This is a genomic window from Neptunitalea chrysea, from assembly GCF_027924145.1.
GTDB lineage: Bacteria > Bacteroidota > Bacteroidia > Flavobacteriales > Flavobacteriaceae > Neptunitalea > Neptunitalea chrysea.
On record NZ_BRVP01000014.1, the window covers coordinates 28,988 to 52,240 of the forward strand.

General features: G+C 35.2%; 23 protein-coding genes and 1 riboswitch. Of the genes, 8 read left to right on the forward strand and 15 right to left on the reverse strand.

Annotation, left to right across the window (positions count from 1 at the left end):
* Nucleotides 1-7: 7 nt before the first annotated feature.
* From NBRC110019_RS10810 to NBRC110019_RS10830, 5 genes are read right to left on the reverse strand one after another with little or no spacing between them, the layout of a single operon-like run.
* On the reverse strand, nt 8-871 hold the full coding sequence (locus NBRC110019_RS10810) for a DUF350 domain-containing protein (RefSeq protein WP_281754769.1): 864 nt from the start codon (nt 869-871) through the stop codon (nt 8-10).
* Nucleotides 872-895: 24 nt separating this feature from the next.
* Complete coding sequence (locus tag NBRC110019_RS10815; protein ID WP_281754770.1) at nt 896-1,738, reverse strand: hypothetical protein; 843 nt, start codon at nt 1,736-1,738, stop codon at nt 896-898.
* Nucleotides 1,739-1,748: 10 nt separating this feature from the next.
* On the reverse strand, nt 1,749-2,309 hold the full coding sequence (locus NBRC110019_RS10820; RefSeq protein WP_281754772.1) for a DUF4178 domain-containing protein: 561 nt from the start codon (nt 2,307-2,309) through the stop codon (nt 1,749-1,751).
* Nucleotide 2,310: 1 nt separating this feature from the next.
* On the reverse strand, nt 2,311-3,012 hold the full coding sequence (locus NBRC110019_RS10825; protein ID WP_281754774.1) for a PspA/IM30 family protein: 702 nt from the start codon (nt 3,010-3,012) through the stop codon (nt 2,311-2,313).
* A 33-nt stretch (nt 3,013-3,045) separates the two neighbouring features.
* Nucleotides 3,046-3,438: a YbjN domain-containing protein gene (locus NBRC110019_RS10830; RefSeq protein WP_281754776.1), complete on the reverse strand. Its 393-nt coding sequence runs from the start codon at nt 3,436-3,438 to the stop codon at nt 3,046-3,048.
* Between the two features lie 347 nt (nt 3,439-3,785).
* Here NBRC110019_RS10830 and NBRC110019_RS10835 point away from each other — a divergent pair, with 347 nt between their 5' ends.
* Both NBRC110019_RS10835 and NBRC110019_RS10840 read left to right on the forward strand, forming a co-directional pair.
* Nucleotides 3,786-5,381, forward strand: a complete 1,596-nt coding sequence (locus NBRC110019_RS10835; protein ID WP_281754778.1) for a tetratricopeptide repeat protein — start codon at nt 3,786-3,788, stop codon at nt 5,379-5,381.
* 236 nt (nt 5,382-5,617) lie between these two features.
* A complete protein-coding gene (locus tag NBRC110019_RS10840) occupies nt 5,618-6,259 on the forward strand; it encodes a tetratricopeptide repeat protein (RefSeq protein WP_281754780.1) in 642 nt (213 codons plus the stop codon).
* A gap of 97 nt (nt 6,260-6,356) precedes the next feature.
* On the opposite strand, the gene NBRC110019_RS10845 is transcribed toward NBRC110019_RS10840, so the two are convergent.
* The 4 genes from NBRC110019_RS10845 to NBRC110019_RS10860 all read right to left on the reverse strand — a co-directional run bounded on the left by NBRC110019_RS10845 (nt 6,357) and on the right by NBRC110019_RS10860 (nt 9,002).
* On the reverse strand, nt 6,357-6,629 hold the full coding sequence (locus tag NBRC110019_RS10845) for a GIY-YIG nuclease family protein (RefSeq protein ID WP_281754781.1): 273 nt from the start codon (nt 6,627-6,629) through the stop codon (nt 6,357-6,359).
* Nucleotides 6,630-6,741: 112 nt separating this feature from the next.
* On the reverse strand, nt 6,742-7,218 hold the full coding sequence (locus NBRC110019_RS10850) for a YciI family protein (RefSeq protein ID WP_281754783.1): 477 nt from the start codon (nt 7,216-7,218) through the stop codon (nt 6,742-6,744).
* 1 nt (nt 7,219) lies between these two features.
* Nucleotides 7,220-7,687: a CYTH domain-containing protein gene (locus NBRC110019_RS10855; RefSeq protein ID WP_281754784.1), complete on the reverse strand. Its 468-nt coding sequence runs from the start codon at nt 7,685-7,687 to the stop codon at nt 7,220-7,222.
* 19 nt (nt 7,688-7,706) lie between these two features.
* Nucleotides 7,707-9,002: a voltage-gated chloride channel family protein gene (locus NBRC110019_RS10860; RefSeq protein ID WP_281754786.1), complete on the reverse strand. Its 1,296-nt coding sequence runs from the start codon at nt 9,000-9,002 to the stop codon at nt 7,707-7,709.
* Between the two features lie 38 nt (nt 9,003-9,040).
* Nucleotides 9,041-9,102, reverse strand: a riboswitch (Fluoride riboswitch).
* A gap of 110 nt (nt 9,103-9,212) precedes the next feature.
* Here NBRC110019_RS10860 and dinB point away from each other — a divergent pair.
* The gene (dinB, locus tag NBRC110019_RS10865) at nt 9,213-10,322 is read left to right on the forward strand and encodes a DNA polymerase IV (protein WP_281754787.1); all 1,110 of its coding nucleotides are present in this window, start codon (nt 9,213-9,215) and stop codon (nt 10,320-10,322) included.
* A 59-nt stretch (nt 10,323-10,381) separates the two neighbouring features.
* Here the strand turns inward: dinB and pyk are convergent, their stop codons facing one another.
* From pyk to NBRC110019_RS10890, 5 genes are all read right to left on the reverse strand, one after another.
* Nucleotides 10,382-11,827, reverse strand: a complete 1,446-nt coding sequence (gene pyk, locus NBRC110019_RS10870; protein WP_281754788.1) for a pyruvate kinase — start codon at nt 11,825-11,827, stop codon at nt 10,382-10,384.
* A 2-nt stretch (nt 11,828-11,829) separates the two neighbouring features.
* Nucleotides 11,830-12,297 (reverse strand): IPExxxVDY family protein, encoded by a 468-nt coding sequence (locus NBRC110019_RS10875; protein WP_281754789.1) that lies wholly within the window; start codon nt 12,295-12,297, stop codon nt 11,830-11,832.
* A 115-nt stretch (nt 12,298-12,412) separates the two neighbouring features.
* Nucleotides 12,413-13,150, reverse strand: coding sequence for a ribonuclease III (rnc, locus tag NBRC110019_RS10880; protein WP_281754790.1), 738 nt, complete (start codon nt 13,148-13,150; stop codon nt 12,413-12,415).
* A 3-nt stretch (nt 13,151-13,153) separates the two neighbouring features.
* Complete coding sequence (gene fabF / locus NBRC110019_RS10885; RefSeq protein ID WP_281754791.1) at nt 13,154-14,407, reverse strand: beta-ketoacyl-ACP synthase II; 1,254 nt, start codon at nt 14,405-14,407, stop codon at nt 13,154-13,156.
* Between the two features lie 104 nt (nt 14,408-14,511).
* The gene (locus tag NBRC110019_RS10890; protein WP_008236559.1) at nt 14,512-14,745 is read right to left on the reverse strand and encodes an acyl carrier protein; all 234 of its coding nucleotides are present in this window, start codon (nt 14,743-14,745) and stop codon (nt 14,512-14,514) included.
* A gap of 181 nt (nt 14,746-14,926) precedes the next feature.
* Between NBRC110019_RS10890 and purN the strand changes: the two genes are divergently transcribed.
* The 4 genes from purN (at nt 14,927) to NBRC110019_RS10910 (ending at nt 18,993) form a co-directional block, all read left to right on the forward strand.
* Nucleotides 14,927-15,493, forward strand: a complete 567-nt coding sequence (gene purN, locus NBRC110019_RS10895; protein ID WP_281754792.1) for a phosphoribosylglycinamide formyltransferase — start codon at nt 14,927-14,929, stop codon at nt 15,491-15,493.
* A complete protein-coding gene (gene rnhA / locus NBRC110019_RS10900; protein ID WP_281754793.1) occupies nt 15,486-15,953 on the forward strand; it encodes a ribonuclease HI in 468 nt (155 codons plus the stop codon). Before purN ends, rnhA begins: the two co-directional genes overlap by 8 nt.
* A gap of 77 nt (nt 15,954-16,030) precedes the next feature.
* Entirely contained in the window at nt 16,031-16,957 is a 927-nt protein-coding gene (locus NBRC110019_RS10905) for a PfkB family carbohydrate kinase (protein ID WP_281754794.1), read from the forward strand.
* Between the two features lie 137 nt (nt 16,958-17,094).
* Nucleotides 17,095-18,993, forward strand: coding sequence for an amidophosphoribosyltransferase (locus NBRC110019_RS10910; protein ID WP_281754796.1), 1,899 nt, complete (start codon nt 17,095-17,097; stop codon nt 18,991-18,993).
* Nucleotides 18,994-19,252: 259 nt separating this feature from the next.
* Here NBRC110019_RS10910 and NBRC110019_RS10915 read toward each other — a convergent pair whose 3' ends face one another.
* Nucleotides 19,253-19,858 (reverse strand): superoxide dismutase, encoded by a 606-nt coding sequence (locus NBRC110019_RS10915; RefSeq protein WP_281754797.1) that lies wholly within the window; start codon nt 19,856-19,858, stop codon nt 19,253-19,255.
* 123 nt (nt 19,859-19,981) lie between these two features.
* On the opposite strand from NBRC110019_RS10915, the gene NBRC110019_RS10920 reads away from it, so the two are divergent.
* Entirely contained in the window at nt 19,982-23,089 is a 3,108-nt protein-coding gene (locus tag NBRC110019_RS10920; protein WP_281754799.1) for a UvrD-helicase domain-containing protein, read from the forward strand.
* The last annotated feature ends 164 nt before the right edge of the window (nt 23,090-23,253 follow it).

The window sequence follows — 23,253 nt, forward strand, 5'->3', positions numbered from 1 at the left end:
CTACTTCTTAAATACACCAAGTAAGCAATACAGATCCGCCTATATACCCAAAGGCTTCTACTAAGGCTGCTCCAATATTAGCTTTTTCTTGGTTTACAATTTCATCTGTTAAAGAGGCTCCTGGTAATAAAATTTTATCGGTTAAGAAACGCATTACCGGTAATATTAACAACCCACCTGCAACTTCTATCCCAGCAATGGCTACCTCGTCCATGGTTTCAAAAACACCCGTAATAGCAAAACGTATTAAGTTGGCAATAGCAATAAGTGCCCCTGCAAATCCAACCCCTACGGCTACATTATCTTTCTCTAAGTGTTCGTGAATATCGTAAGGTGTTATCCAGTTGTATACACGGGTAGTAAGTATCAATAACAATTGTCCGGCACCCCAAAATAAAACAGTGGTATACATCCCATGTGTAATCGATTCACTTTCCCCGCTAATAGCGCCAAAAATAATTAATCCAGACGCTATAGAAACTGCTCCTTCAATAATTCCTGTACCTGAGTTCTGATCTTCAACAATCTCTTTTTGTACCGAAAATCTTCTCAACACTACTTTATCTGTAATAAACACCGATATATTTAAAAGTACCAATGCCAATGCTGCATAAATACTAATTTCTATACAATCTTCTACCAATCCTTTAGAAGGCCCTGCTATAGCACTTCCTATAGCCAACAATAGCCCCACAAAATACCCTACATGGGCAAAGCTAAACGCCAGATTGTCTTTAACTACCAGCTCTTCTTTAACACGTATATCTTTGTGTAATAGTTGATAAATAAGCTTTCCTAAAAAAAAGAATACAAACGCCAGCGCTATGTATATCAATCCATTATATATGGAATATGAAAATTCTTGAAACATGTTATTAGTCTTTTCTAATTTGTTTTACTTACCAAATCCACCACTTCTCGATCTGTATGAAGATCCAGAAGATGATCTAGAAGAACTACGGGTTGTTTTATTGCTACCATACCTACTTCCAGAAGAATAACTTTTGCTTTTAGAAGCAGCAGCAGAACGTGCTACCTGATTACGTACTTTTGATTTAAACGTACTTGGTTTACTACTCCATCTTTTAGAGGTACCTGTAGTACTGGTAGATTTATAAGTAGAAGTACCATATACGGTTCTACCTCTTGGCCCGTAATACGAACCTCTACCGTAGTAATTGGTATGATAATCGTTCCAATAGGCTCTTCTGGCAGGGTAGGTCATCATATTAAACATAGACGACATAAAAGCATACTTACCATAAAATTCCCAAAACGATCCGCCACTTCTATTCACCCAATGACCGTACTGTGGATTTCCTACATAGTTGGTATACCCAGCCGGAGCAGCCTCTTGATGTAACACCCCATCTTTCTTAGAAATAATTTCCATTCCAAGATCGTTAATGTGCTTGTTAAACATTTGCGGAGATACTTTATACCATTCGGTAACCTCAGCAGTTACTGTATCTGGTTTTTCTACCACCACCTGATATTGTTGTAAATAGGTTGCGTTAGACGATTCCGAATTCTTAGAATCCATATCGTACAGAATAATCGAAAAGTTTTTTTCGTCTTTGTATTTTCTAACTAGTTTAGTGAGTTCAGATACTTCGCTCACTGCAGGTTGTGTATTGGAATAACGATTGCCACCACTGGTGCAATTCACGCAGCTCTTTAATACAAAGAACAGCAATAGAATGCCTAAAATTCCTTTTACAAATCCTTCCTTCATCATAATAGTTTGGTTAGTTTGTTGCTTCAGAAGCAGGTAAAATATTATCTAATTGGTATTCTTCAATGTACATACTCAATGAGGCTTCAAATTCTTTTTCACCCCATTGTTCTATGGTAATTACATGGGTTCCCTTTTCATTTTCAAAATCCCAAGAGATAAACTCTTCCCAATCGTTCTCTCCTTTACTAACATCATGAAAATACCCAGGCGCTTGTTCCATTAATACATAGTTTTCGCCTTTAAAAGCAAAAGCATTGGGAGGTGATTGATGCGTCATCAACTCATTGACCAAAACAGTCCCTAATTCTCTTAGTTTTATTTTGCTTCCAATAGTTAATTCCAGTTCATCATCTTCTTCCATTCCCAAGTACAAGGTTTCATCTCCGTCGGTAATTTTAAACTCGCGTGTAAAATAACTATCGCCCCAGTCGTATTCGTATAAAGCAATGACCTTCCATGTAGAAAGGTCATAGTCAAATACAAAATTGATATCCAAATCACGAACCGTTATGTTGGTACTGTCATAATGCGGTTCTTCTTTCTTGGAAAAAAATTTATCAAAAAATCCCATCTTAAGAATTTTTCATTTTCTCTTTTAAAGCAGCTAACGAAGCAGATGCCTTTACATCACTATCACCAAGCACTTTATCTATCTCATCATCAACACTTTTACTTTCTGAAGCAATGTCTCCATACGCCTCAGCTAACGCCTCTTGCTGATCTACTTTTTCCTTCATTTTTTCTAGCATGCTTACCGTACTGTTGCTGTCAATACCTGCAACCTGCTTGTTAATCTTAGCTGTAGCCGCACTTACACGTGCTCTTGCTTTAAGGGTACGTAACTCATTCTCGTATCTAGAGATGGTCGACTTTAATTTTTTTACATTGGCTTCTAAAGTCACAATGTTCTGATCAAATCTAGTTACCTCTTCCTGCGCTCTTTTAGCCTGCTCAGTAGCCTCTTCTTTTTTGGTTAGTGCCTCGGTAGCCAAACGATCGCCCTCGGCAACATCTAACCCACCTTCTTCTACTTTTTTAAGTAATAAGATTGCTTTTTGCTCGTATGAACTAGCCTGCCCCGAATAGTTTTTATAATCTCGTTTACTTCTAATGGCGTATGATTTTACTTCTGCCAATGCCTGTAAACTTTTATCTAAATCTGTTTTTAAGTCTCTAATTCCCTGCTCCGTCATTTTTATAGGATCCTGCAACTTATCTATCGCAGAATTTGCTTCTGCTTTACCAATGGTAAAAAGTCTATTAAATATTCCCATTATCTTAATATCTAGTTTAGTGTTATGATTGTCTTATTTTGAAAATTCAATAATTTCTGTAGCGTACTCGCTCAATAAAAGTTCTAAAGAGTTTAGGCTAGCCTCTAACTCGTTAAGGTCTAAATTCTCTAGCTGTAAGGTATCTCTAAAAAATACTTTAGTACCCGTTTCATCTAGTACAAAAGCTCCATGAATAATCTCACGATTCTTTTTTAACAGGCTTTCAAACAACTCGGTTGTTTTTGTTTTTACGTCAAACAATACCCCTTCAATAATTACTATTGGGTCTTCACAATCAATAATTAAATTGGTGATTCCCGCATCGTCTTTTTCTACTACAAAAAGTTCTTCATCACTGTTTTCTTGTAGAATAGTATATTCTAATTCTTGTAAAAAAGCTTTTACTTTCTTAAAATTTTCGCTCATTTTTTTAGGCTTAAATAGTTTATTTAATTTTCAATACAATTTTATTTTTTGGGCGTAGCCAGCCTGCCATAAAATTACTCTTAATTTTATAGCCTTCCAATTTTCAATACAATTTTATGAGTTACCGACCGCCTTTATTTTTCAGTTCACCTTCTACTTCTAGAATTTTGAAAAGTGAGTGATTTTGCTATATTAGTCGTAAGATTGATAGGATTAACACTTGTATTAGTGCACTTTTTTTGTAGTTGTTACATGATTTTTAATTTTTTTTTAGGGCTGTAACACACTTATTTAATTTTTATTACCATCCGTTATTTAGTATCTTTAGTCATCCTAATTAACCGAATATGACTTGCCAAGAACTAAAAAAACAAGCGAAAGCACTATTTGATGACCATAATTATAAAGAACTAGACGATTTACTGACGCCTGAGCAATTAGATGATTGCAATGATGGTGATTTGCTTTTTTACAAAGCATATGCACTCGATGAAATTGGTAAAACTGAGAAAGCGATAAAATATTATAATAAGAGCATTCAAGGTGAATCAGACGACGATAAGTCTGCATACAATAACCTAGGCAATATATACAAAGATCAAAAAGAGTATGAAAAAGCTATTCAAAACTACAAAAAAGCTATTCAAATTGATCCCAACTTTGCATACCCATACAACGGATTAGGAACTGTCTATTGTAATCAAAAAAAATATGAAAAGGCTATTCAATACTACGAAAAAGCTATTAAAATTAATCCCGACTATTTAACCCCATACAACGGATTAGGAACTGTCTATTGTAATCAAAAAAAATATGAAAAGGCTATTCAATACTACGAAAAAGCTATTCTAATTAATCCCGACTTTGCAGCTCCATATTATAATTTAGCAGACCTTTATTACAACAATAATAAACTAGAAAGAGCAAAAGAAAATTACCAAAAATACTTAAAGCTAACTAATCACTCTAGTTCATTTGTTAAAAACAGGCTGGAAGAAATAAAGAGCTTATTACAAGAAAAAGAAGTGAAAAGTATAAGTGATTTAATTGAAAATATTAAGCGTCTCTTATTATATGATGGTGATTGCATAACCCATTATACAAGCACATCAGTTTCTACTAAATTAATCTTTGAAAAAAGTTCTTTTCGCCTATCAGAAGGTAACTTTATGAATGATAGTGCAGAAGGCACTACACTCTACAAGTATCTTGAAATAGATGAAGAATTAATAAATGACAAAGTTTTCCCTTTTACCTATAAACCTTTTATAGGCAGTTTTGTTCCGTCTGAGAAAGACAACGACCTTACTGCATGGCGTATGTATGGCAAAGAAGCCATGATAGAAGCAACAGGAACTGCCATTACGTTGGAAATGAAAAAATTTAAAGATGAAATTATTCAAAACCTTCCTAATGACCACAACGCGAATGAAAGTAACTCTAAAACCATATTCAAAGAACTCAATTTTTATAGGATAATGTATTGGGTAAAAGAAAATACTTTTATTATACCCGGTTTAGAGAAGGAAGAAACAGCTAAAATTACTAACAACCTAAGCAGTATAAAACAATTGGCTGAAAAGTATTTAGCCATTTATAAAGACAGCCCTGATAAACTTGATAAAATAAAAGTTTTAAAAGATCAATTAAATGAAATTGCCTATTTAATAAAAAGCGCGGAATACCAATACGAAAATGAAATACGCTTAACCATCTCTCTTTTAGACCTTACCAAGTACACCCCAAAGGTAGATAATACATTGAAAAGGGTGTATATAAAATTAGCCCCCGTAAAATCAGCTATAACTTCCATAACATTAGGACCTAAAGTAGAAAGAGCCGAAAAGTTAGCAGCGCGGTTTTATTACAGCTTTTTAGAACATCATGAAATGATAATGAAAAAAGTACCAGACATCCAAATTTCTACATTGCCTTTTAAGTAAGTTTTAAGGTAAACCGTTGTGCTTTTTGTTATTTTAAACTTCTAACCTTTGTACGTGTTAAAACCATTAATTTTTACTCCATAATTGTAACAAAATCATTTGTACCTACGTATAATTAGTATACACTTAATTGATAATCTTATGTTTGGAGTAGGAGGCTAATAATTCGCTTAAGAATAACCAAAACCTGAAAGCACAAGCATGTATTGTTGCAATATAAAAATACACCGGCCATTATGAGCAGAAATTATAAACCGGGATTTGGAATTGGAGCCAGTGCACAGGCTATGATTGATTCTTTTAGAAACAATCAAATCATGAGATCTAAACACCGAAACCTTAGTAAAGATCATCAGACTCGTTTGGATGGTTTGACCCAGTATGCGCATACCAAACTTCATTTTTCTAATACAGCTACTAGTGAAGACCTAAAGGCTATTAAACAGAAAATTGAAAAACAACAACGAAAAGCCTCCGCCTTTAAAATAATCACCTTAAGCATTATTGCTTTGGTGGCAACTGTATTATTTGCCATTAAAATTTACGAAGCGAAAGTAGAAGGACTTGAAAACCTGCAAAAAGAAGCTGCACTTGAAAAAAGACAATACACAACGTATATCACTAATGGACATACGTATCTTGAAGCACAAAAGTGGGACAAGGCTTATTATGAGTTTAAGCAAGCCTTGGAAATAGTTCCTAACGATGCCTATGCCTACTATGGTATTGCACTCACTCGGGCAACTCAATGTGAGTTAACTTTTACTTACTGTAATAACGCTAAATATTGGGCTAATTTTTTTATAGATAAGTTTCCTGAAAATACCCAACAAATAGCTGACCTAAAAAGTCATCTGACATACGAGTTTTCTAATTAACCCACTGTAGTTGGTAATTGTAAAATAGTTGTGTGCCCACACGTAACCCTGAACTAAATTCAGAATGACGGTAACGCATTTAAACTTTGAAACTAGTTTACATTTCCAATGCTTTTAGCTCAGGATTCAATCGTTTAATGAGTGTTAATTTCCAACCTACTTTCCAGTTTCGTAATTGGCGTTCCCGTTTAATCGCCTGTTTCAGGTTCATAAAAGTTTCGTAGTATACAAGGTGTTTACTACTTGTAGTCTTGGTTTGAGTGATTACCGGGGTATGGTTGCTTATCTTTTTACGCAGGTCATCGGTTAAGCCTGTAAAAAAAGAAGTTCTACAGTCATTTACAGAAATATAAACATAACACTTTCTCATTTTTAGCCTGCTATTTTTATTTTACATTAAAAATTTAGCTAAAAAAATAATAATATGCAAATTTTATTCAATAATCGAGATTAGCTACTTCGTAGGCTTACCCCAAAGTAGTTTACTTTAATTTACTCCCTTTAGCCGCCCAAAAAGGATGCGATTCTATAGTTAATCTACCAGCTTTTACCATAGGGTCGGCATTGGCTAAACTATCAGCCTCTTCAAATGTTGGTGTATTATACACTGCTATACCCAATACCTCACTGTTATCATCAAACGGCCCTGCTATACTTATTTTCCCCGCTAAATGCAACTTCTCTAAATGAGCCAAATGTTCCTTTTGAAGCTTAGCTAACGTTACCGAATCCTGATTCCTATTTGGTCCTTTTTTTAAGAATATCATAAAGTACTTTTGCATAACATAGGTAGTGTCGCCTTCCTCATAGGTAAAGGTTTCATGCAAGGAGTCCGTTTTTTCAACAGCAATGGTCTCCAGTTCTGGCACATTAGAATTATTATTTAATTCCTTTTTAATATTAATATCACATGCTATTACGCCCAAAGCCACTGCAGCTACTAAAATAACCTTTTTCATATTACCAATTATTATAGGGGTTACTACTCAATTGCGAATTATAGTATTTAATGTCTCCGGTAACTTCTGCACCTAGCCATGCAGGTTTTGGATACTCCTCATCCTTACTTTCTAATTCTACCTCGGCAACAACCAGTCCTTCATTGTCCCCAAAAAACTCATCAACTTCAAAGACAAATTTTCCCATAGGTACCTCATACCTAATTTTATCTATAACTCCGGGTAAACACTTTTGCAGTAAGGTATCTGCTTCTTCTACCGTAATTTCTTTTTCCCACTCAAAGCGCGACAATCCTTCATCATCCGATTTTCCCTTTACGGTAATAAATCCGGTTGCCCCTTTAATACGTATTCTAACCGTACGCTCAGGGTCGGTACTCAAAAACCCCTGAACGATTCTGATTTGTTTTATAGCCTCTTGCTTAAACGTTTCAGCCGTTACTAAAAACTTACGTTCTATTTCTATCATGTATATGAAGTATGACTCTTTATTTCTTTTTCCTAAAGCTTTCTATAGCAGCCAGCGTTTTCCCTTTATCTACACCAAACAAAAAGTGCTTTGGACTCCCCACAATCTGAGACGAGTAAATACCCGAATGCCCCGAAAACATATAGGCCACCACACAGGCAATACCAAAATACACAGCTCCTTTAGCACCAAACAACTCTATAGCCATTACTGTACAAGCAATTGGTGTATTGGTAGCTGCGGCAAACACGGCTACAAATCCCATTCCGGCTAATAAATCGGTTGGCAATGGCAAAATCCAAATAAGGGCATTCCCAAGTGTTGCTCCAATATAAAACAACGGAGTTACCTCACCACCTTTAAATCCGGCACCTAAAGTAAACGCGGTAAACACTAACTTAGCCGCAAAATCGTACCACGGCAAATCGGCATCAAAAGCAGCTACAATGGTAGGTACTCCCAATCCAATATACTTGGTAGTGCCAATAAGATATACCGCCATCGCTACTACCGCACCTCCAATTAACGGGCGTAAAGGTGGGTAATTCAATTTTTTAAAAAGTACTGTAAAGAAATGCGTTAATTTAGAAAACGCCAGTCCGCCCAAGCCAAACACCAACCCGGCAACTATAGCATAAATCAAAGTATCGGGCGCTATACCAGGTACATTCTCTACCCCATAATGCGTATGGTGTACGGGCCACATTTTACAAGCGTAATCCGCTATCACCCCTGCCAATACACTAGCAAAAAGAGCATCGTAACGCATACGCCCTAAAACCATTACCTCTAATGCAAATATGGCTCCTGCTAAAGGTGTACCAAACACCGATGCAAAACCAGCACTTACCCCTACTACAATAACAATCTTTCTGTCGTCTTTATTTAGTTTAAACCATTTAGTAAACTGGTCGGCAATAGCCCCCCCCATTTGCACGGCACTCCCTTCTCTACCAGCCGAACCTCCAAAAAGGTGTGTCATTACGGTTCCAAATAGAACCAAAGGCGCCATCTTAAAAGGAATGATTTTATTTGGTGAGTGAAATTCTTCTAACAACTGGTTATTTCCTTTTACTACACTCGTGCCAAAGTAATGGTATACCAACCCTACAATAAGTCCACCAATTGGTAATAAGGCTATTATCCACTTATGGCTTTCTCTGTATTCAGTTGCCCAGTGTAAACTTTCTAATAAAGCTGCTGAAGCAGAACCCGCCAAAACTCCAATAATAGCGCATATTAAAAGCCATTTACATAAGTATACTAATGAAGGAATTTGTTCTATAGAAGTTAGTTTCTCTTTTATTGATGCCATACTGATTAAAATATATACGTTTCCTGTGGCAATATTGCCAAAAAGTAGACGTCATCAGCTCTTTTAGCGGTTCAAGGCAGACATCATTGCCAAACAGATGCTCAAAATTACATTTTTTTTTAATGTCAACCTAGTTTTAGATGTTCACCCCATGCCTTCTGCCACATTTTGAAACAAGCAACTTATGGCTTTTAGCGTACCTTTGTATTAATGAGTACGCCACCAGACATTATACCATTACGAAAGATTATTCATGTAGATATGGATGCCTTTTATGCCTCTGTAGAGCAAATGGATCATCCCGAACTCAAAGGAAAACCATTGGCTGTTGGCGGAGGTTCTAAAAGAGGGGTTGTGTCTGCCGCAAGTTATGAAGCTCGCAAATATGGGGTTCGCAGTGCTATAAGTGGTTATTTAGCAAAAAAGAGATGCCCAGAACTCATTTTTGTAAAACCAAGATTTGATCGTTATAAAGAAATCTCGCAAAAAATTAGAGCTATTTTTTATGATTATACCGATTTGGTTGAACCACTTGCACTCGATGAGGCCTATTTAGATGTTACCGAAAATAAAAAAGGAAATCCGAGTGCCACACTCATTGCAGAAGAAATACGAACCCGAATTTTTAATGAAATTGGACTTACAGCTTCGGCAGGTATTTCTATTAATAAGTTTGTAGCTAAGATAGCAAGCGACTATAATAAACCCAACGGACAAAAAACAGTAAACCCCGAAGAAGTTATTGAGTTTCTGGAGAAATTAGACATCCGTAAGTTTTATGGGGTTGGTAAGGTTACTGCCGATAAAATGTACCAACATGGCATTTTTACCGGAGCCGATTTAAAAACTAAATCCTTAGATTATTTAAACACCCATTTCGGGAAAAGTGGAGCTCATTACTATAACATAGTTAGAGGTGTGCATACAAGTAGTGTAAAGCCACACCGTACCCCAAAATCGGTTGGGGCAGAACGTACGTTTAGTGAGAATCTTACTTCGGAAATTTTTATGTTGGAGCGACTTACAAATATTGCTGAAGAACTAGATAAGCGATTAAAGCAAAGTAAAATTGCAGGCAAAACCATTACATTAAAAATAAAGTATAGCAATTTTGAACAGCATACCCGAAGCAAAACACTTCCTTACTTTATAGCAGATAAGAATCTCGTTTTAGAAATAGCAAAAGAACTGCTATACCAGCAGAAGCCAGAGAACTCTGTCCGCCTTTTAGGTATTTCATTAAGCAATTTAAATACCGAAAAAAAAGAAACTAAAAAAGAGGATACCGCTATTTTAGTTCAGCTTAAATTTGACTTATAAAAAAAATACCGCCTTAAAAGGCAGTATTTTTTATATCTGTAATAACTCGGTATCGTTAATTATCCGAAGTTACATGTTTCAATTTCTTTAATTCGTAGTGTATTTACCATACCCTTATCTCTAATAGGCATTGCAGCTAAACTAATTAACATATCACCCGGCTCAAGGAACCCTTTTTCACAAGCAATACGGTTTACATCTTCTATAGTCTCATCAGTGGTTACATAACGATCGTAATAGAAAGCTTCTACACCCCAAAGTAAACTAAGTTGTGTTAATATGTGCTTGTTAGATGTAAATACTAAGATATACGCTTTTGGTCTCCATGCAGAAATCTGAAAAGCAGTATACCCACTATTAGTAAGTGTAGAAATTGCTTTTGCCTTAATTTCGTTTGCCATAAAAGCAGCATGGTAACAAATAGATTTTGTAATATATCTTTTTGTTTTGATGTAAGGAGGATCTTGTGGTACTTTAATTAATGATGAGTCCTCAACACTTTGAATAATGCTGCTCATTTTTTCAATTACCTGTACCGGATACGCTCCTACAGAAGTTTCACCAGATAACATTACCGCATCGGCACCGTCCATTACAGAGTTCGCAACGTCGTTCACCTCTGCTCTAGTTGGCGTCAAACTCGTAATCATACTCTCCATCATCTGAGTAGCAATAATTACAGGAATACGAGCCTTTTTAGCACGAAGAACTAATTTTTTCTGGATTAATGGAACTTCCTGAGCAGGAATCTCAACCCCTAAATCTCCACGTGCTACCATTAAACCATCACAGTAAGAAACAATCTTATCGATGTTCTCAACGCCTTCAGGTTTTTCAATTTTAGCAATAATTGGAATTTTCTCTTCAGAATGTTCTTTAATAATATTTTGAAGGTCTATAATATCTTGCTCATGGCGCACAAAGGAAAGTGCAATCCAATCTACTTTTTGCTGAATAGCAAAAATAGCGTCTTTAAGATCTTTCTCAGTTAAAGCAGGCAATGATAAAGCCGTATTAGGAAGGTTCACTCCTTTTTTAGACTTTAATGGCCCACCCTGAATAACTTTAGTAGTAACTTCTGTTTCTTTATTAGTTGCAGTAACTTCAAAAATAAGCTTCCCATCATCTAATAAAATACGCTCTCCAGGTTTCACATCCCTAGGGAACATTTTATAGTTCATGTAAACACGCTCTGCATTCCCCTCAAAAGGTTCCCCAGTAACAAAAGTGATTGTATCTCCATCATTTACCACTACGTCTTCAGCCATTACACCAACACGTAGTTTTGGTCCTTGTAAATCTCCCAAAATACCCGCTGCATATCCATACTCTTCATTTAACTCGCGAATAATTCTAACTCGTTCCTCAACATCTTTGTAATCTGCATGAGAAAAGTTAATTCTAAACACGTTAGCACCTGCCTCGATCATCTTTTTAAGAGTCTCTTTATCACTGGTAGCAGGGCCTAATGTTGCCACTATTTTGGTTTTTTTAATTTTTAGCATTTTCAGAAAATTAAGTTCGTTCTAGTTTTGATTTGATTTGCTGCTATTTTATATGTTGTAACAATATTTGGTATTTGCTGTACTGACTGCACAATATTGTTGAGGTCTAGAAATTCTTCAGGAGCCTCTATTTTAACAAAAAAATCTACTTTTTTGTATTCAGGAAGCAAATATACTTTCTCTTCATTACTCAAATTGTTAAAAAGTAAAAAATTGTTTTCCTGAACCTTTGCTTTGCTCATTCCGTTTTGAATTAGATACCACCTAAACTCTGTCTTAGAATCTACCCATTCAAACTTTTGAAATATACCATCCTCATCAATTTCAACCGGATCCGATTTTACAAAACGTGTTTTTAAATATCGGTTAAACAAATATGCCATACGATAATCTTCAACCGAACTATGTACGGCAATTAATGTAAAAACATCATCCTCTTCAAAATCATCTGTTAATCGATATATCGCCATCGAAAATTTGCAAATTATTGTAAAGATATGACTTCTTTAAAAATATAGATAATTATATTTCAAATGTTTAATGAGAACAGGGCACGAAAACGAGATAGTTAACAATTTAATAATCCTACCTATTCTCTATTTGATTTTGAAGTGCAAAATAGGCCCTCTTGGCGGCGGCTTCTTCAGCCTTTTTCTTAGAAGTAGCTCTAGCCTTAGAAACTAACTTATTGTCTATACTCAACTTTACGGCAAAATGTTTTAAAACATCATTTCCGTTATCCTCAAATACATTAAAATAAAATGATTTTTTCTCCTTTTGACACCACTCAATAAGTAAACTCTTATAACTTATCACCTTTCCTTCTAGGCGTTCAATATCTACATGTGGTTTAATAACACGTTTATCAATAAACCGCTCACAAGAATTATACCCCTTATCTAAGTAGATTGCCCCCACAAGTGCCTCAAAAAGATTTCCGTGTACATTATCTCCAAAACTTTCTTTAGAAATACTGCTTATCACATAATCAAGTAAGTGTAGCTCTTTACCCAACTCATTCAAATGCTCTCTACTTACTATTTTAGATCGCATTTTGGTAAGATATCCTTCGTCACCTGATGGTACCTTTTCAAACAAATATTTGGAAATAACAGCACTAAGCATGGCGTCACCTAAAAACTCTAAACGCTCGTAGTTTACAGCGTTCCCTTTTTCATCTTTCAAATTTGTAGAACGATGCGTAAAGGCAATTCTATATATTTCGTAATCCTTGGGCTTAAATCCTAAAATTCGGTGCAAATGAATAAAAAAATTCCCGTCGTCTTTAGATCGGGAATTTAATATTTTGCGTATGAGCCCCATATATTATTCTTCAATCTTTCTGAATAAAACACAAGCATTATGCCCACCAAATCCAAATGTATTACTCATTGCAACCTTAACATCTCTTTTTTGAGCATTATTAAGGGTCAAGTTCAAGCCAGCGTCAATTCTATCATCCATAGTTGTATGGTTAATAGTTGGTGGCACAATACCATCTACTAAAGTCAAAATAGAAGCAATCGCCTCAATAGCGCCGGCTGCTCCTAATAAATGTCCTGTCATAGACTTTGTAGAATTGATATTAATATCTTTCGCATGCTCACCAAATACAGTAGAAATCGCTTTAAGCTCGGCTACATCTCCAAGCGGTGTAGACGTACCATGTGTATTAATATGATCTACTTCTTCTGGAGAAATACCAGCATCCTTCAAACAGTTTTGCATCACCGCAATTACTCCAATTCCTTCAGGATGTGGAGCCGTTAAGTGATACGCATCTGATGACAATCCACCACCACCTATTTCACAATAGATTTTTGCTCCTCTAGCTTTTGCGTATTCATATTCTTCTAATACTAGCGCACCAGCACCCTCACCTAAAACAAACCCATCACGATCAGCATCAAATGGTCTTGATGCTGTTTCTGGACTATCGTTTCTGGTAGACAGTGCATGCATAGCGTTAAAACCACCCATTCCGGCCATGGTAACAGCCGCCTCAGAACCTCCTGAAACAACCACGTCACACATGCCTAAACGAATGTAGTTAAACGCATCAATAAGCGCATTTGCAGAAGATGCACACGCAGAAACAGTTGTGTAATTTGGTCCCATAAACCCATTTCTCATAGAAATGTGAGCAGGAGCAATATCGGCAATCATTTTTGGAATAAAGAATGGGTTAAATTTAGGAGTACCATCACCTTTAGAAAAGTTAAGTACTTCGTCTTGGAAAGTTTCTAACCCTCCAATACCAGCTCCCCAAATAACACCTACCCTCGACTTGTCGATTGTTTCAAGATCTAATGAAGAATCTTTAATAGCTTCATCACTAGCAACCACAGCATACTGTGAAAACTTGTCTAATCGGCGCGTCACTTTCCTGTCAATAAAATCATTAATATTGAAATCTTTTAACTCACAGGCAAACTGTGTTTTAAATTTTGAAGCATCAAAATGTGTAATAGGGGCAGCCCCTGTTACTCCATCTTTCAATCCTTCCCAGTAATCTTTAAGGTTATTACCTATCGGCGTCAAAGCACCTAAACCTGTAACAACAACTCGCCTTAATTTCATGTGAAATAATTTTATTTACCAATTAACATTAGAACACGAAGAGAATGTTCAGCTTTTTGCTGAACATTCTATAACTTCATGAATACCTTTGTATAAATTTTAAATTACTTTGCCGATTCAATGTATTGAATTGCCTGACCAACCGTAGCAATGTTTTCTGCTTGGTCATCAGGAATTTGAATATCAAATTCTTTTTCGAATTCCATTATTAATTCCACTGTGTCCAATGAGTCTGCTCCTAAGTCGTTAGTAAAGCTTGCTTCAGCTACCACTTCGTTCTCGTCAACCCCTAATTTGTCAACGATGATAGCCTTTACTCTTGATGCAATGTCTGACATAATCTTTTAGTTTTAAAATTTAATTTGTTGGCAAAAATAAAAAACTTTAATTGAATACAACATTTTAGTTCAAAAATGTGCTTCTAAATTAGTGAAAATTAATTCAACTATTTAGTTTTAGGGCTTCTTATTCTTAATTATTATTAGTTTTTTTGCGTTTTAACCATTGATTTAAATTTTCATGAAAAATGTAGTGTTGTTTGCTTCGGGGTCGGGTTCTAATGTAGAAAACATTGTTAGCTATTTTAAAGACGACCCTACCTTTAAAGTCTCTATCATACTGTGTAACAATCCAAAAGCCTATGTTTTAGAGCGTGCAAAAAATAATAACATCAGTGCACTTACTTTTAACAGAGCTGCGTTTTACGAAGAAGATCATGTCTTAAATTTACTAAAATCGACAGCTCCAGACCTCATAGTTTTGGCAGGATTCCTATGGAAATTTCCAGAAAATATAATTCGTGAATTTAACAACAAAATTATTAACATTCACCCTGCATTATTACCTAAATACGGAGGAAAAGGCATGTACGGAAGCCATGTTCACAATGCTGTAGTGGCTAATAAGGAGTCAAAAAGTGGTATTACCATTCATTATGTAAATGAAAACTATGATGATGGGGCTATTATTTTTCAAGCCGAGTGCGATGTACTTCCCGAAGACACTGCCAACGACGTAGCTAACAAAGTGCACACCCTAGAATACGAATACTTCCCTAAAATAATTGAAAAACTATTGAATGAGTAATTCTCAGGTACATATATATACAGACGGCTCCTCTAGAGGCAATCCAGGACCAGGCGGATACGGAATTGTAATGGAATGGGTTGGCAAACCCTACAAGAAAGAATTTTTTGAAGGATTTACAGAAACCACCAATAACCGAATGGAGCTACTTGCAGTGATTGAAGCTTTAAAAAAATTAAAGCTTACTGAAACTACCGTAACTGTGTTCACCGATTCTAAATATGTAGTCGATGCCGTAACTAAAAAATGGCTTTTCAATTGGGAACGCACCAACTTTAAAGGAAAAAAAAATAGCGATCTCTGGAAACTTTTCTTAGTAGAATACCGAAAACATAAGGTATATTTTCAGTGGGTTAAAGGTCATAATAATCATCCTCAAAACGAACGATGTGATTTTTTAGCTGTAGAGGCTTCTAAAAAGCCACCACTTAAAACAGATTACGGATTTGAGAATAAATAAATTTAAGGTTCCACTTCTATCAATGTAAATTTAGTAAATAAAAAAGTAACCTTATATTTGCAAAAAATTAAAGTTTAATGAGCAAACTATTAATTGTAGGTACAGTAGCTTTTGACGCTATTGAAACCCCTTTTGGTAAAACTGATAAAATTTTAGGCGGTGCAGCTACCTATATAGGCTTATCTGCATCTAATTTCAAAATTGACTCTTGTATTGTATCTGTAGTAGGAGAAGACTTTCCTGCTGAAGATTTGGAGATGCTTAAAAGTAAAAACATCGATATATCAGGAATTGAAGTTGTGAAAGATGGAAAAACTTTTTTCTGGAAAGGAAAATATCATAACGATTTAAATTCAAGAGACACCTTAGTAACAGAACTTAACGTACTTGCTAACTTTAAACCGATTGTACCTGATCATTTTAAAGACGCAGACGTAGTTATGTTAGGAAATCTACATCCATCCGTCCAATTAAGTGTAATTGAGCAAATGGAGAAAAAACCACAATTAATAGTTTTAGACACCATGAACTTTTGGATGGATAATACTTGGGATGAGTTAATAGAAGTTTTATCTAAAGTAGATGTTGTTACTATTAATGATGAAGAAGCCAGACAACTTTCTGATGAATACTCGCTTGTAAAAGCTGCTCAGAAAATTTTACAAATGGGCCCAAGTTACGTGGTTATTAAAAAAGGAGAGCACGGTGCTATGCTATTTGACAAAGACAATATTTTCTTTGCGCCAGCCCTACCTCTAGAAGAAGTATTTGACCCAACCGGAGCAGGAGATACATTTGCAGGTGGTTTTTCTGGTTATTTAGCAAATACCGGAGATATTTCATTTAGCAATATGAAGAATGCCATTATATACGGATCTAATTTGGCATCCTTCTGCGTAGAAAAATTTGGAACAGAACGGATGACTACCTTAACAAAGGACGACATGCAGGAGCGTCTCGGACAGTTTAGAAAGTTAACTCAATTTGAAATAGAAATACCCTAATAACATGCCCTGAATTTTCGGGGCTTTTTAATACGAAGAGATTAGCGAGCGGACATGCATTTACATACAACTTATTACATAATAAAAACAACAGTAAATAAGGCCAAAATCGCCCCCATAACTTTTACAATACAACTATGAGTGACGCTATTAAACACGAATGTGGAATTGCCTTGGTTAGGCTACTAAAACCATTAGAATACTATAAAGAAAAATACGGTACTTCTTTTTATGGTATTCAGAAAATGTACCTAATGATGGAAAAACAGCACAACCGAGGACAGGATGGTGCTGGTTTAGCCAGTATTAAAATGGACATGGAACCAGGAGAGCGTTACATGAGTAGAGTACGTTCTAATCAGCAGCAACCTATACAAGACATTTTTACTCAGGTAAATACTCGAATTAATGGTATATTGGATAGCACTCCGGGGTTAATTGATGATATTGAAGCTCAAAAGAGAAAATTACCGTATCTAGGTGAACTTTACTTAGGACATGTACGCTACGGTACGTTTGGTAAAAATAGCATTGAAAGTGTACACCCGTTTTTAAGACAAAATAACTGGATGCACCGTAACCTTATTGTTGCAGGTAACTTTAACATGACCAATGTTAATGAACTGTTTGATAAATTAGTACGCTTAGGACAACATCCGAAAGAAAAAGCCGACACCATTACTGTAATGGAGAGAATTGGACACTTCTTAGACGATGAAGTAAGCAAACTCTACAAACGCTTTAAAAAAGAAGGGTACAGCAAAATAGAAGCATCTCCGTTAATTGCAGAAAACTTAAACATTGCTAAAATCCTTAAGCGTTCTGCTAAAAGCTGGGACGGAGGATACGCAATGGCTGGCTTAATTGGCCATGGTGATGCTTTTGTATTACGTGACCCTGCAGGAATTCGCCCTGCTTATTATTACCAAGATGATGAAGTTGTAGTAATTGCTTCTGAAAGACCTGTAATACAGACTGTTTTCAATGTTTCTTTTGAAAATGTAAAGGAGATAGACCCGGGGCATGCAATCATTGTAAAAAAATCAGGAGAAGTTCAGAATAAAAAAATACTTGAACCACTTGAGCGTAAAGCGTGTTCTTTTGAACGTATTTATTTCTCTAGAGGGAGTGATAAAGAAATTTACGAAGAGCGTAAATTATTAGGTAAATTACTAATGCCGCAAATTCTTGAAAAAATAGATAGCGATTTAGAAAACACCGTATTCTCATACATTCCAAATACAGCAGAAACATCTTATTACGGAATGGTAAAAGAGGCTCAAACGTATTTGAACAACAAAAAGCAGGAGCTTATCCTTGCCGAAATGGACACCATGACACCGGAACGTTTAAAGGAAATTTTAAATGTGCGCCCGCGTATTGAAAAAATAGCCATTAAAGATGCAAAGCTAAGAACGTTTATTGCAGACGATAACAGCCGCGATGATTTAGTTGCACACGTATACGATATTACCTATGGCTCTGTAAAAGAAAACGACAACCTAGTAATTATTGATGATAGTATTGTACGTGGTACCACTTTAAAAAAGAGTATCCTGCGTATACTAGATCGTCTTAATCCTAAGAAAATTGTTGTTGTTTCTTCGGCTCCGCAAATTAGATACCCAGATTGTTATGGTATAGACATGGCACGCTTAGAAGATCTAGTTGCGTTTAGAGCTGCTTTAGCATTACACGAAGATGCTGGTACAGAAGATATCATTGAAGACATTTACCAAAGATGTTTATCTCAGGTTGATTACACCGATACCGATGTGGTAAATGTGGTAAAAGATTTATATGCTCCGTTTACCAACGAGCAAATTTCAGATAAAATTGCTACATTATTAGCTCCTAAAGCGTTAAAAGCTGAATTGGATATCGTTTTCCAATCTGTAGAAAAACTACATGAGGCCTGCCCTAAAAACTTAGGTGATTGGTACTTTACAGGTGATTACCCAACACCGGGTGGTAACCGCGTGGTAAACAGAGCTTTTATAAACTTTTTTGAAGGTAATAAGGAACGAGCATACTAGTACGTTGGAGCAATACTGCGCTTTATCTAATAAAGCTGCATTTTGTCTATAAAATTATTTACAACATCGAAGTCTTACTACATTAGTACTGCCATAACATAAGTAGGTTAAGTTAATGGTAAGATTTGGGGCAAAAAAAGACGAAAATATATTTTCGTCTTTTTTTATTTTACACCTATTCCATTTCTAAAAATCAAATAGTAAGATATAAAAAAAGTCCGGTATAAACCGGACTTTTCTCGTATATATAATCTACTAATTATTTTGAAGCTTCATATAACTCGGCTACTTTCTCCCAGTTAATTACGCTAAAGAACGCTGAAATATAATCAGGTCTTTTATTTTGGTAATTTAAATAGTAAGCATGTTCCCATACATCTAATCCTAAGATTGGAGTACCACCACAGTTACCCGGCATTAATGGGTTATCTTGGTTTGGAGTAGAACAAACTTCTACTTTACCACCTTTATGAACACATAACCAAGCCCACCCAGAACCAAACTGTGTTGCTGCTGCGCTCGAAAATTTTTCTTTAAATGATTCAAAAGAACCAAACTCAGCAGTAATAGCTTCTGCTAAAGCACCTGTTGGCTCTCCTCCTCCGTTTGGAGACATTACCGTCCAGAAAAGGTTGTGATTATAAAAACCTCCACCATTATTTCTAACAGCTCCATTTGACATATCTAAAGAAGTAAGTATTTCTTCAACACTTTTACCTTCTAATTCTGTACCTTCAACAGCACCATTTAACTTAGCAGTATAACCAGCATGATGTTTTGTATGGTGAATTTCCATTGTTTTTGCATCAATATGTGGTTCTAATGCATCATATGCATAAGGCAATTTTGGCAATTCAAATGACATAGTATTTCGTTTTTTTAGGTTAATAATTCAAACATATCAAATTTAACAATTAAAGCACCATAGTTATACTAATTAATTGTTAATAACCATAAAGATTTCTTATTTTGCAATAAAGCAAATAAATTGAACGCCACTTCTTTTAAAATCTATAATGCCTCAGCAGGTTCCGGAAAAACCTTTACGCTGGTAAAAAATTACCTGTCAATTCTACTATCTAGTAATTATGCAGAAGGCTTTAAAAACATACTTGCCATTACTTTTACCAATAAGGCTGTTGGCGAAATGAAAGAACGTATAGTTGATAATCTTGCCGATTTTGCACATAACAAGCATGCACAAGACCACAACCATATGTTTAAGATGCTTTGTGAAGAACTCGGTATAGATTGTTTAACCTTACAACGGCGCTCTCAGAAAGCACTGAAAAAAATATTACACAACTATGCGTTTTTTGATGTTTCGACTATTGATAAATTCAACCATCGGATTATAAGAACCTTTGCGTTTGATTTAAAGCTTCCTCAAAATTTTGAAGTTACGCTAGATACCGACCTTCTTTTAAAAGAAGCGGTAGACAACTTAATTGCTAATGCTGGTGAAGACAAAGAACTAACAGAATTATTAGTAAACTTTGTTATTGAGAAAATTGACGAGGATAAAAGCTGGGATATCTCAAGAGATATTTTAGAAACTTCAAAAAAGATTACGCAAGAGAATCATTACCTGCCACTTTTAAAATTAAAAGATAAATCAATAGCCGATTTTAATAGCTTAAAAAAACAGGTTGCAAACAGCATTCAAACACTTTCTGATAAAATAAAAAAAGAAGCGTCTACCGTTTTAGAGGACATCTCTAATGCAGGATTAGAATTTTCTGATTTTAGCAGAAGCTCTTTACCTAACCATTTTTTAAAACACCGTAATTTAGAGTACGGACAAAACCCTTACGGAACCAAACTAGAAGAAAATATAGCACAAGGCAAAGGTATTATTCCGACCAAACTAGACAAGGCTAAGGCTGCAACCATAGAAGATATGCTTCCTAAAATAGGGCTGTCTTTTGCTACTATTAAAAACGACTATTACCATTGGAAGTTTCTTAAGAATATTTATAAAAACCTTGTACCATTAACGGTTATTAACAGGGTACAAAACGAACTTCAAAAAATAAAGGAAGAAGAGAATCTAGTTCTGATATCTGAATTTAATGCCACCATTTCTGAAACAATAAAAGGACAACCCGCTCCTTTTATCTATGAACGATTGGGAGAAAAGTTTAGACATTATTTTATAGATGAGTTTCAAGATACTTCTGAAATGCAATGGCAAAACTTGGTACCACTAATAGATAATGCATTAGTCTCTGAAACGGTTTCCGGGAAAAAGGGATCCTTATTGTTAGTAGGCGATGCTAAACAAGCTATCTACCGATGGAGAGGTGGTAACCCAGAACAATTTGTAAATCTTTTTTCTGAAAAAGAAAATCCTTTTACGGTTCCTGTAACCAACGCGAACCTTGATACCAATTTTAGGAGCTATGATGCTATTATAAATTTTAATAATGCCTTTTTTAGTTATGCTAAAGAGTCTCTATTAACAGAAGAACATAAGGAGCTTTATGCTTTAGGACATCAAAAAGCCAATACTAAAAAAGGAGGATTAGTTACTGTTAGTTTTATAGAACCTGATAAAGAGACGCCTACCAACAATCTATATGTATCCAAAACCTTGGAGACCATTGATAAACTTACCAAGGAAGGTGTTCCTCTTAAAGATATTGCCATACTTACCCGAACTAATGTTCAGGGGGTTTTATTAGCAAATTCGTTAACCGAAGAAAAAATACCAATGGTTTCCTCTGAAACCTTATTACTCAAGAACAGTCCAAAAATACAGTTTTTGAACAACCTACTAAAGTTTGGTTTATTTGAAGACAATACCGAATTAAAAGCACAACTTCTTTTATACTTAGGATTGAGTCAAAATCAGGAAGGTTGTCATTCGTTTATAAACAACAGAGTGCAACTCCCTAACGAAGAAGCCTTTGCTTCTTATAATTTTTCATTAAAGGTATTTTTAAACAAACCTTTTTACGATGCTGTTTTATATGCTATATACCAATTTAATTTGGCTGATGCATCTGATGCGTACCTTCAATATTACTTGGATAAAATTCAGGAGTTCTCACAAGATCATAAAGAAGGACTTACTGCATTTTTAAATTACTGGGAAGAAAAAGGAGATAGACTAAGCCTAGTGGCTCCTGAAGGAATTGATGCGATTTCTATTTTTACCATTCATAAATCGAAAGGGCTTGAATTCCCTGTTGTAATTTATCCGTTTGCAGATGACAAGTTAGTAAGTGATCGTAATGAATTATGGGCTCCCATGAACCCCGAAGAATACGGTGGTTTTGAAAATGTTTTAGTAAGTGCTAATAAAGATTTCTCAGAATACTCACCCGCCAACGCCCTTTTAAAAACAGCGTTAGACAGTAAGAGTACATTAGATACCTTTAACGTTATCTATGTAGCTTTTACCAGAGCGGTTTCACAATTACATATAATAAGCAACTTTAAAGACTACGATAATACACTGTCAAGATTACTTAAAAATTTTGTTACCAAAGAAAAACAAGAAGTAGCACTTTATAATGAGGTATATGGAACTCCATTATATATCCCCTCTAAAGAGAAAGAAACTAAATTCAATCAGAAGACAATTCCTTTTGGAAAAGCCACCGCTCAAAAACAATGGAATATTGTTACTAAAAACGGAATGCTTTGGGACACCCACCAACAGGAAGCCATAGAAAAAGGAAACATTATTCACCAGCTTTTATCATGGGTACCCAATGTTCAAAAAATTGATCTAGCTATAGAACAAGCTATCACTGAAGGTTTATTCAATACCAACGAGGCAGATGCATTTAAACTGTTACTATTAGAAATTACAGAACATGAAGAGCTAAAAGAGTTTTTTCAATCTTCTGAATACATTGTTTATAATGAAAAAGAAATTATCACCAAAACGGGTGAAATACTAATACCAGATAGGTTAATGCTTCATGACGATAATGCCATTATTATTGATTACAAAACGGGTGAAGTAAATAATGCATATTACAGGCAATTAGGAAAATATGGTGATGCCATATCGGAAATGGGTTATAAAAACATCGCTAAAAAATTAGTATATATATATCCTGAGATACGAATAGTAGAGGTTTAATTTAATAATTTTTTTACCAAATTCAACTTAAAAACACTATAAAATTAACAATAATTAGCCTCTTTAATAATTAGAATTTAGAAAATCATAATATTCATATTTCCTGCCTGCCTGCCAAAAAAATGCTATATATTTGTATATTGGAATATTTAACTTAAATCTAA

What these genes read in the sequence shown, in the direction of transcription:
- NBRC110019_RS10810 (WP_281754769.1), bottom strand. Translation starts at nt 871, where the DNA reads ATGTTTCAAGAATTTTCATATTCCATATATAATGGATTGATATACATA.
- NBRC110019_RS10815 (WP_281754770.1), bottom strand. Translation starts at nt 1,738, where the DNA reads ATGATGAAGGAAGGATTTGTAAAAGGAATTTTAGGCATTCTATTGCTG.
- NBRC110019_RS10820 (WP_281754772.1), bottom strand. Translation starts at nt 2,309, where the DNA reads ATGGGATTTTTTGATAAATTTTTTTCCAAGAAAGAAGAACCGCATTAT.
- NBRC110019_RS10825 (WP_281754774.1), bottom strand. Translation starts at nt 3,012, where the DNA reads ATGGGAATATTTAATAGACTTTTTACCATTGGTAAAGCAGAAGCAAAT.
- NBRC110019_RS10830 (WP_281754776.1), bottom strand. Translation starts at nt 3,438, where the DNA reads ATGAGCGAAAATTTTAAGAAAGTAAAAGCTTTTTTACAAGAATTAGAA.
- NBRC110019_RS10835 (WP_281754778.1), top strand. Translation starts at nt 3,786, where the DNA reads ATGACTTGCCAAGAACTAAAAAAACAAGCGAAAGCACTATTTGATGAC.
- NBRC110019_RS10840 (WP_281754780.1), top strand. Translation starts at nt 5,618, where the DNA reads ATGAGCAGAAATTATAAACCGGGATTTGGAATTGGAGCCAGTGCACAG.
- NBRC110019_RS10845 (WP_281754781.1), bottom strand. Translation starts at nt 6,629, where the DNA reads ATGAGAAAGTGTTATGTTTATATTTCTGTAAATGACTGTAGAACTTCT.
- NBRC110019_RS10850 (WP_281754783.1), bottom strand. Translation starts at nt 7,218, where the DNA reads ATGAAAAAGGTTATTTTAGTAGCTGCAGTGGCTTTGGGCGTAATAGCA.
- NBRC110019_RS10855 (WP_281754784.1), bottom strand. Translation starts at nt 7,687, where the DNA reads ATGATAGAAATAGAACGTAAGTTTTTAGTAACGGCTGAAACGTTTAAG.
- NBRC110019_RS10860 (WP_281754786.1), bottom strand. Translation starts at nt 9,002, where the DNA reads ATGGCATCAATAAAAGAGAAACTAACTTCTATAGAACAAATTCCTTCA.
- dinB (WP_281754787.1), top strand. Translation starts at nt 9,213, where the DNA reads ATGAGTACGCCACCAGACATTATACCATTACGAAAGATTATTCATGTA.
- pyk (WP_281754788.1), bottom strand. Translation starts at nt 11,827, where the DNA reads ATGCTAAAAATTAAAAAAACCAAAATAGTGGCAACATTAGGCCCTGCT.
- NBRC110019_RS10875 (WP_281754789.1), bottom strand. Translation starts at nt 12,297, where the DNA reads ATGGCGATATATCGATTAACAGATGATTTTGAAGAGGATGATGTTTTT.
- rnc (WP_281754790.1), bottom strand. Translation starts at nt 13,150, where the DNA reads ATGGGGCTCATACGCAAAATATTAAATTCCCGATCTAAAGACGACGGG.
- fabF (WP_281754791.1), bottom strand. Translation starts at nt 14,407, where the DNA reads ATGAAATTAAGGCGAGTTGTTGTTACAGGTTTAGGTGCTTTGACGCCG.
- NBRC110019_RS10890 (WP_008236559.1), bottom strand. Translation starts at nt 14,745, where the DNA reads ATGTCAGACATTGCATCAAGAGTAAAGGCTATCATCGTTGACAAATTA.
- purN (WP_281754792.1), top strand. Translation starts at nt 14,927, where the DNA reads ATGAAAAATGTAGTGTTGTTTGCTTCGGGGTCGGGTTCTAATGTAGAA.
- rnhA (WP_281754793.1), top strand. Translation starts at nt 15,486, where the DNA reads ATGAGTAATTCTCAGGTACATATATATACAGACGGCTCCTCTAGAGGC.
- NBRC110019_RS10905 (WP_281754794.1), top strand. Translation starts at nt 16,031, where the DNA reads ATGAGCAAACTATTAATTGTAGGTACAGTAGCTTTTGACGCTATTGAA.
- NBRC110019_RS10910 (WP_281754796.1), top strand. Translation starts at nt 17,095, where the DNA reads ATGAGTGACGCTATTAAACACGAATGTGGAATTGCCTTGGTTAGGCTA.
- NBRC110019_RS10915 (WP_281754797.1), bottom strand. Translation starts at nt 19,858, where the DNA reads ATGTCATTTGAATTGCCAAAATTGCCTTATGCATATGATGCATTAGAA.